This window comes from Flavobacterium sp. CSZ, assembly GCF_015350725.1.
Taxonomy (GTDB): domain Bacteria; phylum Bacteroidota; class Bacteroidia; order Flavobacteriales; family Flavobacteriaceae; genus Flavobacterium.
The window spans coordinates 270,409-288,112 of record NZ_JADKPQ010000003.1; the positions used below are offsets into that span (position 1 = coordinate 270,409).

Annotated in this window: 18 protein-coding genes and 1 pseudogene; 8 read left to right on the top strand and 11 right to left on the bottom strand. The window is 33.0% G+C overall.

Annotated features, from left to right (window positions below; all coding sequences use genetic code 11):
- The 4 genes from IRZ78_RS05220 to IRZ78_RS05235 all read left to right on the top strand — a co-directional run bounded on the left by IRZ78_RS05220 (position 1) and on the right by IRZ78_RS05235 (position 3,831).
- On the top strand, positions 1 to 939 hold the full coding sequence (locus IRZ78_RS05220) for a cbb3-type cytochrome c oxidase N-terminal domain-containing protein (RefSeq protein ID WP_194615512.1): 939 nt from the start codon (positions 1 to 3) through the stop codon (positions 937 to 939).
- Positions 940 to 950: 11 nt separating this feature from the next.
- The gene (gene ccoG, locus IRZ78_RS05225) at positions 951 to 2,369 is read left to right on the top strand and encodes a cytochrome c oxidase accessory protein CcoG (RefSeq protein ID WP_194615513.1); all 1,419 of its coding nucleotides are present in this window, start codon (positions 951 to 953) and stop codon (positions 2,367 to 2,369) included.
- A 12-nt stretch (positions 2,370 to 2,381) separates the two neighbouring features.
- A complete protein-coding gene (locus IRZ78_RS05230) occupies positions 2,382 to 2,831 on the top strand; it encodes a FixH family protein (protein ID WP_194615514.1) in 450 nt (149 codons plus the stop codon).
- A gap of 298 nt (positions 2,832 to 3,129) precedes the next feature.
- Positions 3,130 to 3,831 (top strand): sulfite exporter TauE/SafE family protein, encoded by a 702-nt coding sequence (locus IRZ78_RS05235; protein ID WP_194615515.1) that lies wholly within the window; start codon positions 3,130 to 3,132, stop codon positions 3,829 to 3,831.
- On the opposite strand, the gene hemN is transcribed toward IRZ78_RS05235, so the two are convergent.
- The 5 genes from hemN to IRZ78_RS05260 all read right to left on the bottom strand — a co-directional run bounded on the left by hemN (position 3,828) and on the right by IRZ78_RS05260 (position 8,534).
- Positions 3,828 to 5,192 carry an oxygen-independent coproporphyrinogen III oxidase gene (gene hemN, locus IRZ78_RS05240; protein WP_194615516.1) on the bottom strand — a complete coding sequence of 455 codons (1,365 nt, stop codon included), beginning with the start codon at positions 5,190 to 5,192 and terminating at the stop codon, positions 3,828 to 3,830. The two genes, IRZ78_RS05235 and hemN, sit on opposite strands and share 4 nt — an antisense overlap.
- A 118-nt stretch (positions 5,193 to 5,310) precedes the next feature.
- The gene (locus IRZ78_RS05245; RefSeq protein ID WP_194615517.1) at positions 5,311 to 5,787 is read right to left on the bottom strand and encodes a hypothetical protein; all 477 of its coding nucleotides are present in this window, start codon (positions 5,785 to 5,787) and stop codon (positions 5,311 to 5,313) included.
- A 109-nt stretch (positions 5,788 to 5,896) separates the two neighbouring features.
- The gene (locus tag IRZ78_RS05250) at positions 5,897 to 6,244 is read right to left on the bottom strand and encodes a hypothetical protein (RefSeq protein WP_194615518.1); all 348 of its coding nucleotides are present in this window, start codon (positions 6,242 to 6,244) and stop codon (positions 5,897 to 5,899) included.
- A gap of 116 nt (positions 6,245 to 6,360) precedes the next feature.
- Positions 6,361 to 6,783 (bottom strand): DoxX family protein, encoded by a 423-nt coding sequence (locus IRZ78_RS05255; protein ID WP_194615519.1) that lies wholly within the window; start codon positions 6,781 to 6,783, stop codon positions 6,361 to 6,363.
- Positions 6,784 to 6,905: 122 nt separating this feature from the next.
- Positions 6,906 to 8,534 carry a carboxyl transferase domain-containing protein gene (locus IRZ78_RS05260; protein WP_194615520.1) on the bottom strand — a complete coding sequence of 543 codons (1,629 nt, stop codon included), beginning with the start codon at positions 8,532 to 8,534 and terminating at the stop codon, positions 6,906 to 6,908.
- A 251-nt stretch (positions 8,535 to 8,785) separates the two neighbouring features.
- Between IRZ78_RS05260 and IRZ78_RS05265 the strand changes: the two genes are divergently transcribed.
- From IRZ78_RS05265 to IRZ78_RS05275, 3 genes are all read left to right on the top strand, one after another.
- Entirely contained in the window at positions 8,786 to 9,376 is a 591-nt protein-coding gene (locus tag IRZ78_RS05265) for a TetR/AcrR family transcriptional regulator (RefSeq protein WP_194615521.1), read from the top strand.
- Between the two features lie 69 nt (positions 9,377 to 9,445).
- The gene (locus IRZ78_RS05270) at positions 9,446 to 9,904 is read left to right on the top strand and encodes a hypothetical protein (RefSeq protein ID WP_194615522.1); all 459 of its coding nucleotides are present in this window, start codon (positions 9,446 to 9,448) and stop codon (positions 9,902 to 9,904) included.
- A gap of 2 nt (positions 9,905 to 9,906) precedes the next feature.
- Positions 9,907 to 10,221, top strand: coding sequence for a DUF3817 domain-containing protein (locus IRZ78_RS05275; protein WP_194615523.1), 315 nt, complete (start codon positions 9,907 to 9,909; stop codon positions 10,219 to 10,221).
- Between the two features lie 261 nt (positions 10,222 to 10,482).
- On the opposite strand, the gene lpxD is transcribed toward IRZ78_RS05275, so the two are convergent.
- The 4 genes from lpxD to prfB form a co-directional block, all read right to left on the bottom strand.
- A complete protein-coding gene (lpxD, locus tag IRZ78_RS05280) occupies positions 10,483 to 11,481 on the bottom strand; it encodes a UDP-3-O-(3-hydroxymyristoyl)glucosamine N-acyltransferase (protein WP_194615524.1) in 999 nt (332 codons plus the stop codon).
- A 641-nt stretch (positions 11,482 to 12,122) separates the two neighbouring features.
- Positions 12,123 to 12,569, bottom strand: coding sequence for a peptide-methionine (R)-S-oxide reductase MsrB (gene msrB, locus IRZ78_RS05285; RefSeq protein ID WP_194615525.1), 447 nt, complete (start codon positions 12,567 to 12,569; stop codon positions 12,123 to 12,125).
- A 104-nt stretch (positions 12,570 to 12,673) separates the two neighbouring features.
- Positions 12,674 to 13,528: a hypothetical protein gene (locus IRZ78_RS05290; protein ID WP_194615526.1), complete on the bottom strand. Its 855-nt coding sequence runs from the start codon at positions 13,526 to 13,528 to the stop codon at positions 12,674 to 12,676.
- Between the two features lie 4 nt (positions 13,529 to 13,532).
- A protein-coding gene (prfB, locus tag IRZ78_RS05295) for a peptide chain release factor 2 (protein WP_194615527.1) occupies positions 13,533 to 14,631 on the bottom strand; the annotation gives its coding sequence in 2 pieces (ribosomal slippage) (positions 13,533 to 14,567 and positions 14,569 to 14,631; 1,098 coding nt in all).
- 552 nt (positions 14,632 to 15,183) lie between these two features.
- Here prfB and IRZ78_RS05300 point away from each other — a divergent pair.
- A complete protein-coding gene (locus IRZ78_RS05300) occupies positions 15,184 to 16,203 on the top strand; it encodes a GntG family PLP-dependent aldolase (RefSeq protein ID WP_194615528.1) in 1,020 nt (339 codons plus the stop codon).
- 98 nt (positions 16,204 to 16,301) lie between these two features.
- On the opposite strand, the gene IRZ78_RS05305 is transcribed toward IRZ78_RS05300, so the two are convergent.
- Positions 16,302 to 17,276 (bottom strand): hypothetical protein, encoded by a 975-nt coding sequence (locus tag IRZ78_RS05305; protein WP_194615529.1) that lies wholly within the window; start codon positions 17,274 to 17,276, stop codon positions 16,302 to 16,304.
- A gap of 12 nt (positions 17,277 to 17,288) precedes the next feature.
- Positions 17,289 to 17,615: pseudogene (locus tag IRZ78_RS05310) on the bottom strand (YbaB/EbfC family nucleoid-associated protein); the annotation flags it as partial.
- Between the last annotated feature and the right edge of the window lie 89 nt (positions 17,616 to 17,704).

Below are 17,704 nucleotides of genomic sequence, written 5' to 3' on the forward strand. Positions count from 1 at the left end.
ATGAAAAAGTTTTTCCCAGTATATTTAAGAGTACCGATTATTTTCTTCATCGTATTTGCTTTGATGGAATACTTTATAGATTCAGGCGACAGGCCGGCTTTTGTTAAGTATCCAATGGTTGCTGTCTTTTTATTGGTTTTTCTATTTATCCTTATTGCGATAGAAATTACCTTAAGTGCGGTGAACCGCATTATGTACCAATTGATGTCGCCGGAAGAAAAGGCAAAACTGGAATATGAAAAAAGTTTGAGTTTAACAGAAAGCACCTGGTATAAAGATTTAATGCAGAAGCTTACGAAAACCCAACCTATAGAAAAAGAAGGTGACTTGTTGATGGATCATGATTATGACGGCATCAAAGAGTTAGACAACAATTTACCGCCTTGGTGGGTGTATTTATTCTATATCTGTATTGTTTTTGGAGTAATTTATTTTGCCCGTTATGAGGTTTTTGGTGGAGATGATCAGGAGATGGAGCTTAAAAAAGAAATGGCTCAGGCAAAAATTGATGTAGACGAGTACCTGAAAACAGCACCGGATTTAATGGATGAGAAAACAGTTGTTTTACTAACAGATCCTGAAAATTTAGCTGCCGGTAAAGAAATATTTACAACCAACTGTGCTGCATGTCACCGTGCTGATGCCGGAGGCCAAATTGGGCCAAACCTTACCGATAATCATTGGATTTTGGGAGGAGGAATTAAAAATCTTTTCCATACCATAACTAATGGAGGTCGTGACGGTAAAGGAATGATTGCCTGGAAAGGAACTTTAAAACCAAAAGAAATTCAAAAAGTAGCGAGTTACATCCTGTCCTTACAAGGTAGTAACCCAAAAGATCCAAAAGAAGCAGAAGGCGAAATTTGGGTTGATGATAGTGCTCCAACAAAAGATACCACAGCAAGTACACCAAAGGATAATACTGAAGTTAAAAAATAATTACAAAAACCATGTCAAATTTACCAGACGAAGCTTTTAGAGATACCATCGGAACTATTGATGAAGGGGGTAATCGAAAATTTATTTTCCCTAAAAAACCGTCTGGTAAATTCTATGAATATAGAAAAATAGTTAGCTACATATTGTTAGCCATCTTAATTGCAAATCCGTTTATAAAAGTAAACGGAAATCAATTCATGATGTTTAATGTTATGGAGCGACGTTTTAATATTTTTGGATTTCCATTTTGGCCGCAGGATTTTTATCTCTTTGTAATTTCAATGCTTGTTGGTATTGTTTTTATAATTTTATTTACCGTAGTATTTGGAAGGATTTTTTGTGGATGGATTTGTCCGCAAACTATCTTTTTAGAAATGGTTTTTCGCAGAATTGAATATTGGATTGATGGTGATCGTGGCGCTCAGTCCCGATTAGCAAGACAGGAATGGAATGCAGAAAAAATTAGAAAACGATTAATTAAATGGACTATCTTTTTTCTGATCTCGTTTGGCATTGCAAATATTTTTCTGGCCTATTTAGTAGGCAGTGATCAACTTTTTTTAATGGTCGAACAAGGACCAATTGAGCAAGCAAGTAATTTTATTGCGCTTCTGATCTTTACCGGAGTTTTCTATTTTGTTTTTGTTTGGTTTCGTGAACAGGTTTGTATTATTGCCTGCCCCTACGGAAGATTGCAAGGTGTACTTTTAGATGATAAATCTATCAATGTGGCTTATGATTTTGTTAGGGGAGAAAAAGAAGCCGGTCGTGCGAAATTCAATAAGAAAGAAGACAGAGCTACAACAGGAAAAGGAGATTGTATTGATTGTCACCAATGTGTACATGTATGCCCAATGGGAATCGACATTCGAAACGGAACTCAATTAGAATGTACCAATTGTACTGCCTGCATTGATGAATGCGATACAATAATGGAAAGTGTAGGTTTACCAAAAGGCCTTATTCGATATGCATCTGAAGATGAAATTGTAAAAAAAGCACCTTTTAAATTTACAGCAAGAATGAAAGGTTACACAGCTGTTTTGTTCATTTTATTAAGTGTTTTTGTTGGGATGCTGTTTTTACGAACCGATGTTCAGGCCGTTGTTTTACGTTTGCCAGGTCAGTTGTTTCAGCATAAAGGCGATATGATTAGCAATGTTTATACCTATAAAATCGTTAATAAAACGATGAAAGATTATCATGACATTCATTTTGAATTGATTGATCAAAAAGGAAATATTAAAAATGTTGGAAAACAGCATTTTAAAGTTTTAAAAGAAGGAATCTCACAAGGAACATTATTTATAGAAATTGATAAGGTTCTTTTGGAAAGCGATAAAACCAAAGTTAAAATTGGAGTTTATAACGGTACAGAATTACTCGAAACTACCACAACTAATTTTTTAGGACCACGAAGTTTTAATTAAAAATATACTATTATGAAAATAAATTGGGGAACCGGAATTGTCATAGCATTTGCACTGTTTATGAGCTTTATTTTATATTTTGTTTTCGAAGTGCAGTCGAATAGTAAGTATGATAATGATTTGGTTGTAGAAGAATATTACAAACACGATTCGCATTTTCAGGATGAAATGGCCCGAATTCAAAATGCTCATGATTTGCAGCAAAGACCTTCTGTTACCTATACAGAGAATGGTGTAAAAATAGCTTTTCCTGCCACTTTTGAAAGTGATAAAATAAAAGGTAACGTTTTATTATACCGACCTTCAAATAAGAAATTTGATTTTGATACTCAAATTGCTTTAACCAATTCGTCTTTGCTTATTCCGCAAAAGAAACTGATTAAAGGGCGTTGGGATGTTAATATGGAATGGGAATATAAGGGAAGAAAATACTTATCGAAAGAAGTAATTTACGTGAATTAATTTTAATACGTGTTTGCCACAGATTAGAAATGATTTGCATGGATTTTTGAAAAATTATTGATGTCAGGTTTGAAAATATAGTCCCTATGGGACAAATAATCATGGGGATTTATTTTTTACCAACATTTAATCTCTGTGAGATATAATCCGTTCGGATTTAGATATTGGTAGAAAGAACAAGCTACATTTAAAAAAGATGTCCCATAGGGGACTGCACAAATATTGATTGAATAAAACACACAAAACGTTGTAAAATCATTTTAGTCCAATTTTTCTGCGGCAAGATAATAATAAACAAATGTTATACTCAGCTTTCATATTAGGTTTAATAAGTAGTTTGCACTGCATCGGAATGTGTGGTCCAATTACTATGATGTTACCTGTAGATCATCAAAATGAAGCAAAAAAAGTTACGCAGATCATAACATATCATCTAGGCCGACTAACTGCGTATGCAACAGTTGGACTTATTTTTGGTTTATTAGGAAGAGGATTTTTTCTGGCGGGACTGCAGCAAAAGATGTCTATTTTTATAGGTTTGGCAATGATTCTTGTCGTTTTGGTTCCGGAGAAAGTTTTTTCAAAATACAATTTTTCAAAACCTGTTTATAAAATTATTTCCAGAGTAAAATCAGGTTTAGGAAATCAATTTAAAAAGAAAACCTATAAATCCCTTTTTACAATAGGATTATTAAATGGTTTTTTGCCTTGCGGAATGGTGTATGTAGCCTTATTTGGTGCCATCGCCATGCAGAGTGCCGGTTTTGGTGTATTGTATATGATTTTGTTTGGGTTAGGAACAATTCCTTTAATGACACTCGTTGTTTATGTCCATTCATTAATAAAATTGCCTTTCAGAAATAAAATCCAAAAGGCAATTCCGTATCTAGCTGTAATAATTGGTGTTTTATTTATCCTTAGAGGACTGGGATTAGGAATTCCCTATATTTCTCCGTCGAATATGAGTTTGTTTGTACAGGAAACTCCTAATTGTCATTAAACAGTCATCGAAAACAAGTTTGTTTGCGGTGATTTTCTTTTTAGATGTAAATCAAATGCCATACAAATATTTCGAACAAAAGGTCTTCCGGCTTCTGTAATGGTTATTTTACCTTCCCCGATTATAATCAACTGATCTTTTTCTATTTCTTTTAAGTCTTCTAGTACGTTAGGAATTTCTTTGAAGTATAAGGCTTCATCGCTCCAGGAAGTTTCAAATTCACAGGTTAAGTTAAGTATGTGTTTTCTAATAATTAAATCCTCATTGGTTAGGATATGTCCTTTTGCAACAGGCAATTTGTCTTCTTCTAATAATTGGTAATATTCTTCGATACTTTTTGTGTTTTGGGCAAAACTGTACCAGCTATCACTAATAGATGAAACTCCCAAGCCAATCATAAGCTGCGTTTTTGAGGCACTATAACCCATGAAATTTCGATGCAATTCCTTATTGGCTCTAGCTTTATACAAGCTATCAGAAACCAGCGCAAAATGATCCATACCAATTTCGTGATAACCATTTTGAGAAAGCATCTGTTTTCCTGTTTCGTATAGTTTTCTTTTTTCAGCATCTTTAGGAAGGTTCTCTTCATTAAATCCGCGTTGTCCGTTTCCTTTTATCCACGGTACATGTGCGTAGCTGTAAAATGCCAAACGATCCGGTTTTAAGGAATTTGTCTTTTCGACAGTATCAATTACGTTCTCAATCGTCTGAAATGGTAATCCAAAAATAATATCGTGACCTATCGATGTATAACCAATTTCTTTTGCCCAAAAAGTTACTTTTGCGACATTGTGAAAAGGCTGGATTCTATGAATTGCTTTTTGAACTTTTTCAGCATAATCCTGAACGCCAAAACTCACTCGGCGAAAGCCTAAATCGTATAGTTTTTTAAGTTGTTCGTATGTAGTATTGTTAGGATGACCTTCAAAACTGAATTCGTAATTTTTAGCTTTGTCAGCTTTAAAAAGTATAGCGTTTATAAGCAGCTCTAAATTGTTTGAAGAGAAAAATGTTGGCGTTCCTCCGCCTAAATGAATTTCTTTTATAAGGGGTTTTTGAGGTAATAAATTACAATACAAATCCCATTCTTTTAAAACTGCCTGTATGTAAGTTTCTTCAACCGAATGATTTTTTGTAATGCGTTTATTGCAGCCACAAAAGGTACACATGCTTTCGCAAAATGGTAAATGAATGTATAAACTAATTCCGTTTTGAGCATTACTTTCTGAAAAAGATTTCTGAAAAGACGCTATCCATTCCTGAGTAGTAAAATCACTTTCATTCCAGTACGGAACTGTTGGATAACTTGTATATCTGGGACCTGGGACATTGTATTTTTGGGTCAGTGAGATTTTCATAAAGTCGGATTTTGTATAATTCAAAATTAGAATTTATGAATGAAGCAGAAAATGACAAATATCATGTATTTACCAAAAAAAAGAGACTCACTAGGAGCCTCTTTTCTGAATTAAATAACTAACGTGAAATAGAATCTTGGATGATTTTAAGCCATTTTTTTGCAAACTGATGATCTTGATAGGCGCTTATCTGTTTGATGCGGTCATCATCAAAATCATAGAATGGTATTGTGATTTTTTTAGGAGTTTCTTTATCCTGAAATTCAAAGTCAATTTTTACGATGGTATCTGATGGTCCTTCAGTGGTTAAAACCAGTTTACAAGAGGAAACCGTTTTTAGATCTACATACATAGATTCTTGCTGATTAGGATTGAAATTCATCAAAATAAAACGTCTGTTTTTCTGATCTATTGTAAGTGTCTTGTTGCTTTGAGATTCAGTTAAATCAAAATCTTCCGGATGAGTTGGACTGAATTTCTTTTTTATGTTTAAAATTTTTGATTTGCTTGCAGCGCTCGTTCGTGCTGAAAAATATACAGGAATGGCTACTATGATCGCGATCACAATACCAATTATGGTTACACTTGTTTCCATGATTTAAAAAATTGGGTAAATTATTATGAAATATGACACCATTTTCAGGATAGAAAACAGCTCAACTTGTTAGGAAGATGTCTCCCTAAATTAAAATTTCATAAAATGCCTACCAAAAAAAATGGAAGGGATAGAGCATTAAAAGGACTTTTTTGCTCTGAGTTGCAAACTGATTTGCAAAGTTTGATGTTGATTTTACTGCTTTGTGCTGAGGAATCACCATCAATAAAGAATCAAACCATTTTGTTAAGATAGATGGATTCGATTTTATGTTTGCTGCAAATTGATAACTTGCCTGGGGTTGTATAAAAGCTAATGAATCGGCGTGATCTATGGAGAAATTAGTATCCGTTTTTTGACTTTCAGTTATTTCAATAGAAGATTCGTTTGCTTGAACAGCAAAAAAAGCAACTATCAAAAGTGATATAAAAATAACGGTTTTACGAATCCAATTCATGGTGGCGAATTTAACTCATAAAATACAATTAAAGAAATTTTAAAGAATTAATTAACTTTAAAAGTAGGTTATTATTTATCCTCAGTAGATAATTGTACTATTGAGGATAAATGAAGTTATTGTTGCATTTTGAAATAATAATCAGCAGAGTGTTTTCCGCTTCCGTAAAACAGGAAGAAAACACAAACTAAAAGTACTACTATAGCCAAAATTAAACTTTCAGAGTGCATATGTCCCATAAAATTGATGAGAATCGCACCAAATAATATTGGCAATTGGGCTGCGATTGCCCAACGGGTTAGTAATCCGAAAAAGATCATAATACCACCAATCATATGCGCTGGTGCAATGTAATGTAAAAGAAACATTCCGCCGCCAAACTGATCAATTGGAGAAATTAAATCATGTAAATACTGAATGTTGGTTACAAATGAAATTCCTTTCATAAATAAAAATACACCCAAAACAATACGTACTAAATCAACCGGTAAATAAGTGTGCGCATTTGCCCACTTATTTAAACTTTTTACATTTTCCATGATACTACGTGATTAAAAATTACATCTAAAGTTACTACTTTTTAATGAGATATTTACTTATAAGTACTTGAAAGTAAGATTTTTGTATTTTTTTAACGTAATTTGAAAAATGCAGGAATTCTTTAAACCTGAATAACGCCTAAATTAAATTGTTTTTGAATAGGAGCGTGGTTGGCAGCCTCAATTCCCATAGAAATCCAGGTACGGGTATCCAGAGGATCAATGATAGCATCTGTCCATAATCTTGAAGCAGCATAATAAGGTGAAGTTTGTTCATCATATCTTGCCTTGATCTTATTGAATAATTCAGCTTCTTTGGCTTCGTCTACAATTTCTCCTTTTGCTTTAAGCGAAGAAGCTTCGATTTGGGCTAAAACTTTTGCAGCCTGAGTTCCTCCCATAACGGCAAGTTCTGCACTTGGCCATGCAAAAATTAATCGTGGGTCATAGGCTTTTCCGCACATGGCATAATTTCCTGCTCCGTAAGAGTTACCCACAATTACGGTAAATTTTGGAACAACCGAATTACTTACAGCATTCACCATTTTTGCACCATCTTTTATAATACCGCCATGCTCCGATTTTGATCCTACCATGAAACCGGTAACATCCTGAACAAATACTAACGGAATTTTTTTCTGGTTACAATTGGCAATAAATCGAGTGGCTTTGTCAGCGCTATCAGAATAAATTACACCCCCAAACTGCATTTCGCCTTTTTTGGTTTTAACTACTTTTCTTTGGTTGGCCACAATTCCTACCGCCCAGCCATCGATTCTGGCATAACCGGTAATAATGGTTTGACCGTAACCATCTTTATAGGCTTCGAACTCTGAATTATCAACCAAACGATTGATGATTTCCATCATATCGTATTGCTCGTTTCGGGCTTTTGGTAAAATTCCGTAAATGTCTTTAGGTTCTAAGGCAGGTTTTTCAGATTTGATTCGGTTGTAACCGGCTTTATCATAATCACCTATTTTATCTACTATATTTTTTATTTTATCAAGAGCGTCCTTATCGTCTTTAGCTTTATAATCAGTTACGCCGGAAATCTCACAATGTGTTGTCGCGCCACCTAAAGTTTCGTTATCAATAGTTTCACCAATGGCAGCTTTTACCAAATAACTTCCGGCAAGAAAAATACTTCCGGTTTTATCCACGATTAAAGCTTCGTCGCTCATAATGGGCAAGTAAGCTCCGCCGGCAACACAACTGCCCATAACAGCAGCAATCTGGGTAATGCCCATACTGCTCATTTGTGCATTGTTTCTAAAGATGCGGCCAAAATGTTCTTTGTCAGGAAAAATTTCATCCTGAAGAGGTAAATAAACCCCTGCACTGTCTACCAAATAAATAATAGGCAATCTGTTTTCCATGGCAATTTCCTGCGCACGAAGATTTTTCTTTCCGGTAATAGGGAACCAGGCACCAGCTTTTACAGTAGCATCATTGGCCACAACAATACATTGTTTGTTTCTTATGTAGCCTATTTTGATAACAACACCGCCAGATGGGCAACCACCATGTTCAGCATACATTCCGTCTCCAACAAAACCTCCAATTTCAATACTTTTTGAGCCTTCGTCAAGCAAATAAGCGATACGTTCGCGCGCTGTCATTTTTCCTTCGGCATGTAATTTTTCTATACGTTTTTCACCTCCGCCCAATTTTACTTTGGCAAATCTTTGTTTTAAGTCAGAAAGTAATAGTTTATTGTGATCTTCGTTTTTATTGAAGTTTAAATCCATGGTATATTGTGGTTTTTACAAAATAGTGTTGGCTAATTTACAAAATCAATTGAAATCCACATAATAAAAATGTTTTCAGATATAATAAAAAGTAATTAATGATATTTTAAAAATAAGATGGGTTTAATGAGAAATAAATGAATTTATAGTCTTTATAAATTCAATTTTTGTTTTAGACGAGCTAAATACAAATGCATGCTTAATCATATTTTTTGCCTTAATTTGTTGTTTCATACCAATTAGTATTCTTTATGTCTAAAGCTGCCAATACCCGACTTACAATTCTTCAGAAAGCATTTGAATTGATTTATTCAAAAGGATATCAAACCACCAGTATTGATGATATTATTGCCACCACGCAAGTTACAAAAGGCGCGTTTTATTACCATTTTAAGACCAAAGATGAAATGGGAGTTGCAATTATTGAGGAAATCTTGAAACCTGTGATGCTGGAAAGTTTTATAAAACCTATCGAAAACTCACTTAATCCTGTTGATGATTTGTACAATATGATCTCTTATTTACTTCTTGAAGATCCTTTTTTGCAAATAAAGTATGGTTGTCCTGTTGGAAATTTAACCCAGGAAATGACACCCTGGAATAATCAGTTTAGTGAAGCTTTGCTGGGATTAAGTAATCAATGGAAACAAACTATCGAAAAAACGATTTTAAATGCTCAGCAATCTGATTTGATCAAAAAAGAAGTTAATGGGGAACAAGTAGCTTTTTTTGTAATGTCAGGATATTGGGGAATACGAAATTTTGGAAAAATTCAGAATAGTAATTCGTGTTATATTATTTATTTAAAGGAGCTTAGAAGTTATTTGAATAGTTTGAAATAAATTTTTATGATAAAACATACTATCTGGTATGTTTTTTAAATATATTTGCATTGTCTTAATTTTAAAACAATGTATACAACGCTATTATTTTGCCATTCGATGCTGCGGTGGTTTGTTTTAGGAAGTTTATTCTACTCGATTTTTATCGCTTACAAAGGTTATTGGTTACAATTATCTTTCACTAAAAAAGATAATGCTATACGGCATTGGACGGCAACTATTGCTCATATTCAATTGATTTTTGGAATATTAATTTATATGCAAAGTCCGATTGTAAAATACTTTTGGGCAAATTTCGCCACAGCTGTTCAAAATATTGATGCCGCTTTTTTTGCATTGATTCATATTTTATTAATGCTTGTTTCTATTGTTTTAATAACAATTGGTTCAGCTTTGGCAAAAAGAAAAGAAAGTGATCGCGATAAGTTTAAAACCATGTTAGTTTGGTTTTCTATCGCGCTAATAATCATTTTTATAGCAATTCCGTGGCCCTTCTCATTTCTTGCAAACCGACCTTATTTTAGATAATTATGAAAAATTTACTGCAAACCAATACCGGACGATTACGAATCATTGGGTTTCTGGAAGGAACCTCTCTTTTAATCTTACTTTTTATAGCAATGCCTATGAAGTATGTATTTGAAATGCCTTTTCTAACCAGACCCGTAGGAACCATTCACGGCGCTTTATTTTTACTTTTTATTTTTAATACGCTGAGTGTTGGTGTAGAGCAAAACTGGAATTTTAAAGACACCACCTGGAAAGTACTTTTAGCGTGTGTTATACCTTTTGGAACTTTCTATATTGATTCTAAAATTTTAAGTAAAATTAAAAACCAGCAATAACTATGATTTTTGTATTTAAAACAAATGTTGATAGTATATCAAAAGTAAAAAAGATAACGCCTAAACTGAATCGGTTATTTCCTAATTCGAAATGGAATTTTGATCTGGAAGATTGTGATAATATTTTACGTTTTGAGTGTAGTGAGAATATTATCCAAAAAGTGATTTTTTTAATGAAAGTCGTAGGCTTTGAGTGCGAGGCCTTATAAAACAAAAAAAAACAGAAGCAAGCTTCTGTTTTTTTATATAAAAATGTGTGTTTTATTTTTTTGAATCGCAAACCATTCTTTTCAAAATAGCCCATTGTTTTAATGCATCGCGAGCTTCGACAGCAGGATATCCTAACATTGTTTTTCCTGCAGGAACATCTCCAGTTACACCAGAACCTGCACCAACAATAGCACCGTCTCCAATAGTAGTATGATCTTTTATAGAAGCACTTCCGCCAATAATTACGCCATTTCCTAAAGTTACTGAACCGGCTAAACCGCTATTTCCGGCCATAATACAAAATTTACCTAATTTACTATTATGTCCAATTTGTACTAAATTATCAATTTTACAACCATCTCCTAGTACTGTAGAACTGAATTTACCGCGGTCTACACAAGAATTCGCTCCAATTTCAACTCCATTTCCTATGATAACATTTCCAATTTGTGGAATTTTTACCAAACCTTTTTCACTACAAGGACGGAATCCAAAACCATCAGCGCCAATTGTTGCATTTGGATGAATGATACAATCGCTGCCTATATGACAACGTTCACGAATTACAGTTCCCGACCAGATAATGGTATTTTTACCAATAGTACATTCGTCTAAAATAGTAACATTTGGGTAAATTGTAGCGTTTGCACCAATTTCGACTTTTGGACCAATATAACAACCTGCACCAATTCTGGCGCCTTCACCAATAATAGCTGTTTCATCAACATTGGCCGATTTATGGATATTATTACGAAATATTGGGGTAGGCGGAGCAAAAAGTGCTAAAATTTGAGACATTGCCAAATCAGCATTTTTTACTTTTATAAAAGCACGATTATCTCCAGGTTCAATCGAAATGTCTTCGTTAACAACTGCAATTGAGGCTTTTGAAGCTTCCCAGAATTTTTCATATTTTTTATTTCCTATAAAAGAAATTTCAGAAGAGGTGGCTTTTTCTAATTGTTCTGTTGCTGTAATGCTTTGCGAAGTCGTGCCGTAAATTACGCCATTAATAACTTCATTAATTTCTTGAATTGAATAGGATTTCATCGAATGATTTTAATTGTTTTAGGGGTTATTTCGCACCAAATAAAATCAATTAGATTTAAATTACCTAATCTTATTTTGAACTTTTTTAAATAGTATTTTAAATAATAGTTTAAATATTACAATTTTAACAGTAATTCTATTAATTTTTTGATTGATTTCGAATTCCTGAGAGTACAACAGCTTTTAAATTCGTGTCTTTTGTAGGTTTTTAGGTATCAATATACAGACTTTTAAATCGTAATGATCCAATAAATTGGTGTACACTTATCTTGTTTTAAATCAATGGATTTTAAGGTGTTTTCGATAGTAAATAGCCATTTTAAACGCTCATTAAAGCATCATGTTATTTTGTAGGTTTCTTTGGCTTTGATTTAGAGAAGGTTTTTTTGCTGATTTGTAGCAGTTATTTAAATCAAATAAGAGAAATGAAAGGTTGCTTTTTGATTTTTTTGAATGTATTTTTCAATTTAATTTTTAAAAACAGTAAAATTGGTAAGTTAAATCTTAAGGTCAATAGGGAATGTATTTCCTTATGAAGTTAAATTGAAAGCTCTTTTTTAAATTTTATTCTCATTTTAAAATGAAATTATAATAAAAAAAGCGATTCACTTTAAATTATAAGGAATCGCTTTTTAGATTTTTTATTCTTTTATTTTAGAAAGAGAAATAGCATTAATGCAATAACGCAAACCGCTTGGTTCAGGGCCATCAGGAAAAACATGTCCTAAATGTGCGTCGCAGGTATTGCAAACCACCTCAACACGGATCATTCCGTATGACTTGTCTGCATGGTAAGCAATAGCATTTTCTTTTAGCGGTTGTGTAAAAGACGGCCATCCTGTTCCTGATTCAAATTTTTCACTTGCATCAAAAAGTAAAGTGCCACAACATTTACATTCATAAATTCCCGGATCGAATAAACTGCAAAGTTCAGAGCTAAAAGATCTTTCAGTACCTTTTAATCGTGCTACCTGAAATTCTTCCGGCGTTAAAAGCTGTTTCCATTCATCCGGTGTTCTCTCGACTCTTTTATCCGGAGCCGGATTTCCTTTATTTGTAAAACGAATTATATCTGCCCATTTTATCATAACTGTAATTTTAAATTTAAAAAAGATTGAATAAAGTTACTACTCTTTTATATAACAAAAAGTAATAAGAATAAGTACCGTTACTTATAAAAGTAAATAATTAATTAATTATCAAAAGGATAATTTTCGTATCGTTTATATTCTCCGGTTTCGCAATTTATTTTAACCACATAATGCTTAAGGTTTCTGGGAACTAAATCATCTGGAAGTGTTCCCGATTCAGTTTCTTCACCAAATATGTAGTAACTGTTTTTTGGGCCCAGCTCAATTCCATCCGTTGTGGTGGATCTAAAAACCTGATCTTTTCTTTTTTCTTTCAGGATACGATCTGCATCTTTTATTTTTATTTTGCATTTTTTAGCAAAACCATAATATTCTACACTATCAGATACGCTAATTTTCTTAATATGTTTCGATACTTCGGGATTAATCCAACCGTGTTCCCTGAAAAGTACCGGTCGTAAAAAAACTTCATTGTTAATTGTAGGATTATCAGAAAATCTACAGTCATTACTTCCAACATAGCCCGTCATTCCGTAATGTAAGTAAGCATAATGATGATAGCCCGAAATATAATAATGCAATTTGTTTTGTGTGGTAACTACAATTGTGTCTGTTTTCAAAAATGTTTTATAAGGAATATTGATGGATTTATATTCATCATAACTGGTTCTTTTATTGAACCCATTTTTAATTAATGTGTCATGAATTAATTTTCCGTCTCTTAGTATCTGAAACTTAAGAATATTAATCTCATTCTTTTTGAATTTTGCTAACTGAATCTCGGGTTGTTCAGTAATAAGTTTGACTGTATCGCATTCTTTTGAGAACTCCACTGCATCAATTTCTGCTTGTTTTTTTCGGTGATCTGATGACCAAAAGAACCAACCAATCATTATTGCTACCAGAGTAATAAAAACACCTATTATTACTAAACAACCTTTGATATATTTATTCATTTATTTATTCTTCCTCTTTTTGCCCCATCATCATTAAAAATGCTTTTAGGAAAGGATCGATATTTCCGTTCATAACGCCATCGACATCGCTGGTTTCATAACCTGTACGAACGTCTTTTACTAATTTATAAGGCTGCATTACATAATTACGTATTTGCGAACCCCATTCGATTTTCATTTTTCCGGCTTCGATATCGGCGCGTTGTGCCTGCTGTTTCTTCAATTCGATTTCATACAATTGCGAACGTAACATTTGCATGGCACGTTGTCTGTTGTCTTGCTGAGATCGTGTTTCAGAACATTGAATCTGAATTCCGGTTGGTTTGTGTACCAGTTGTACTTTGGTTTCAACCTTATTCACATTTTGTCCTCCGGCTCCACTAGATCGGGAAGTTGTGATCTCGATATCGGCAGGATTAATGTCAATTTCGATACTGTCATCAACAAGCGGATAAACATATACAGATGCAAATGAAGTATGACGTTTGGCATTACTATCAAAAGGAGAGATTCGAACCAAACGATGTACGCCATTTTCTCCTTTTAAATATCCAAAAGAATAATCGCCTTCAAACTCCAGAGTAACCGTTTTAATTCCGGCAACCTCACCAGCCTGAAAGTTCAATTCTTTTATTTTAAAACCATAACTTTCTCCCCACATCATATACATACGCATTAACATTCCGGCCCAGTCACAACTTTCCGTCCCGCCGGCACCAGCAGTAATTTGCACTACGGCACTTAAGCTGTCACCTTCGTCTGAAAGCATGTTTTTAAACTCGATGTTTTCGATATGAGCTTGTGTCGTATTGTAATGTCCGTCTAATTCTTCTGCAGAAAGTTCTCCTTCTTTATAAAAATCATACGCGAGTTGCAATTCATCTGTAAGTTCGATGGCTTTGTTGTAATCTTCGATCCATTTTTTCTTGTTTCGAAGGTTTTTTACAATGACTTCTGCTTCTTTTGCATTGTTCCAGAAGTCTGGTGCGAAGGTTTTTTCTTCTTCGTTGGCAATTTCAATTAGTTTGGCATCAACGTCAAAGATACCTCCTCAACGCACCAAGGCGCTCCACAATACCTTTTATTTGTTCGGTAGTTGTCATAAATTAATAATGTTTTATTTGTTTTTTGAATATTACATTAATTACTAATTTGTCAAAAAAGAGTTCACTAGTAAAATGTAATTTTGTTGTACAAAAATAAGATATAGTTTTTATATTATCGTATTAATTTTAACATATAAAAAACGAGTTTAAAAAGTCTTTGAATTAAATAAGCGACAGAAGATAATTTGTTTTTTAATAATTTTTTAATGAATCTATACATCAGATAAAAAAATGTTTTATTCCTATTATAGTTAAGAAAAAAATGCATTTTTTTTTAGTTTATTTTGGTAATACAATTTAAGGCTGATTATCAGCTGTTTGCTTATTTTTGATAGGTTGTAAATAAACCGTAATTATTTCTGCTAACAAATTGGTTTTTAAAATTATAAGCCAGTTTTAGAATATTAATGTTAGTTTTATATGATTTTTGTGAATATTACGTTAATTTAGTTTAATTGTATTTACAAGTTAAATTTTAGCAAAACTTGCCAAGAATAACTATCAGTAATACGTAATTTTGCTGTACAAAAAAGATATACTTTTTAGAATATGGAGATAAATTTAATTAGCGATACTATTACCAAACCTACCAACGAAATGTTGCAGTATATGTTTAACGCTCATGTTGGCGATGATGTATACAGACAGGATCCTACAGTTATTGAGTTGGAAACCAGAGTCGCTGAGTTTTTTGGTATGGAGGCCGGACTGTTTTTTCCATCAGGAACTATGGCTAACCAAACCGCTATAAAATTACATACACAGCCCGGAGAGCAATTAATTGCAGATAAATATGCCCACGTTTATAATTATGAAGGTGGAGGAGTTTCGTTTAATAGTGGCGTTTCTTGCTGCTTATTAGATGGAAATCGAGGTATGATTACGGCAAGTCAGGTTGCGGCAGCGATTAATGATCCGGAGTTTTATCATAGTCCGTTAACGAGTTTGGTTTGTGTAGAAAATACAACCAACAAAGGAGGCGGGGCTTGTTATGAACTGGAAGATTTAAGAGAAATAAAAAAGGTTTGTGATACCAATAATTTGAAATTCCACCTTGATGGAGCTAGAATTTGGAATGCATTGGTGGCTAAAAGACAAAATCCGAAAGATTTTGGTGCTATTTTCGATACTATTTCGGTTTGTTTATCAAAAGGATTAGGAGCTCCAATTGGCTCAATTTTGTTAGGAAGCAAAGCTGATATTCACAGAGCGTTGAGAATCAGAAAGATACTAGGTGGTGGAATGCGTCAGGTAGGTTATTTGGCTGCAGCCGGATTATATGCATTGGCTAATAATATCGAACGATTGGCAGAAGACCATAGAAGAGCCAAAGAAATTGCTGCAATTTTAAGCACAAAACCCTGGGTGTCGCATATTGAACCAGTAGAAACCAATATTTTGATTTTTTCATTGGCAGAAGGTTACAGTGACCAGCTTTTGATTGAAAAATTAAAACTAAAAAATATTTTGATAAGCTCAATGGGACATAATAAACTTAGAGTTGTCACGCATTTAGATTATAAAGAAGTCATGCATACTTATGTGATTGAAACGCTTCAGAAGTTTTAGGAAGAAGGTTCAAAGTTGCAAAGGTTTTTATTTTAGGTTTATTTAAACTTAAAAGATTGTTTGAATCAAAAAAAAGCAGGATTTAAATCCTGCTTTTTTTAATTATTTACTTTATCAATAATCACCAGATTGTCATCAATTGATGAATTTGAGGTGAGTTTGAAATATTTATATTCTTTAGTTAAAATGTTGAATTTTACAAGAGAAAAATACCCGTCTTTAACCATATAACAAACATATTCGTTTGTTGATTTGTCTAAAAATCCAGAGCCATTTTGCATACCATTTCCTAATCCTTCAGTGCTTAAAAAGTCTTCATAAGTGTAATCGATAAGATTAATTTTGGTAATCGTTACACCAGCAGTTCCAGCTATATTTTTCAAACAATATACAGTGTTGTTATCGTATACGGCAGCTTTTGAAAAAGTAAATTTTGAGTTTTTAAATAACACTTTTTTGGCTGTATTATTTTCTACATCAATTTCAAAAGTATCTGTAGTAGGGTAAGAGCTGTAGATTTTGCTGCCATTAAAAAAGTTTGAAATCGATGCTGTCTGATCAAAATTTAAACCTTTATAGGTGACTTCAAATGTATTTGGATCGATTTTTACAAAATAAGAATTGTCTTTAAATGTGCCAAGATAAGGAGTTCCAAGAACTATTCCGTAAAGTATTTTTTTTGAATCATCCCAGTTTAAAGAAACCATAGTGGGTTCCTCGCCCATTATTTGACTTGGATAAATTAATTTTTTTGAAGTCGTAGTTTTGGTATTTCTGTCAAAAATAAAAAGTTTATCATTGGGAGGATAATGCTCAATTAAAAATATTTTTTCAGAATTTGAAACAATCGTACTTAAGTTAATCGTATTTGATGTTAAGCCTTCAAATTGTGCATATGGCGTTAATTTACCACTGTTGTTTCCGATCTTGTTAATCTTTCCTGAAAAATTTACAGATAAATAACTAAAGTCATCTTTAACCAGTTCATTATTTGTGGATGGTGAATCACTGGAACAGGAAAATAAAAATAAACTGGCAAAACTAGTTGCCAGTGTTTTGAAGGTTAATTTCATGTTTAAAGTATCTTACTTAAAAAGATTATCCATTCCCGGAATCATAGGCATATCCATTTTTGCAACAGCATCAAGTTCTTGTTCGTTAACGCTTGTAGCTCTTTCTATTGCTTTGTTTAGCGTTACAACTAAGTAATCCTCTAATTGTTCTTTATCTTCAAGCAAAGAATCATCAATAGAGATCGATTTTACTTTTCTATTTGCAGTTAATGTTACCTTTAGTAATCCGTCAGCGCTTTGTTCATCAATCAAAACAGTATCTAAACGTTTCTTAGTATCTTCAATTTTTTGTTGGGTTTCTTTAAGTTTACCCATCATTCCCATTAAATCCATTTTTGTTGATTTTTTAAATTGTTTCGTACAAAATTAGTATATTGCTTTATGATATCAATAGAATATTTTATGAAAAAATTAATTTGGTTCTATTG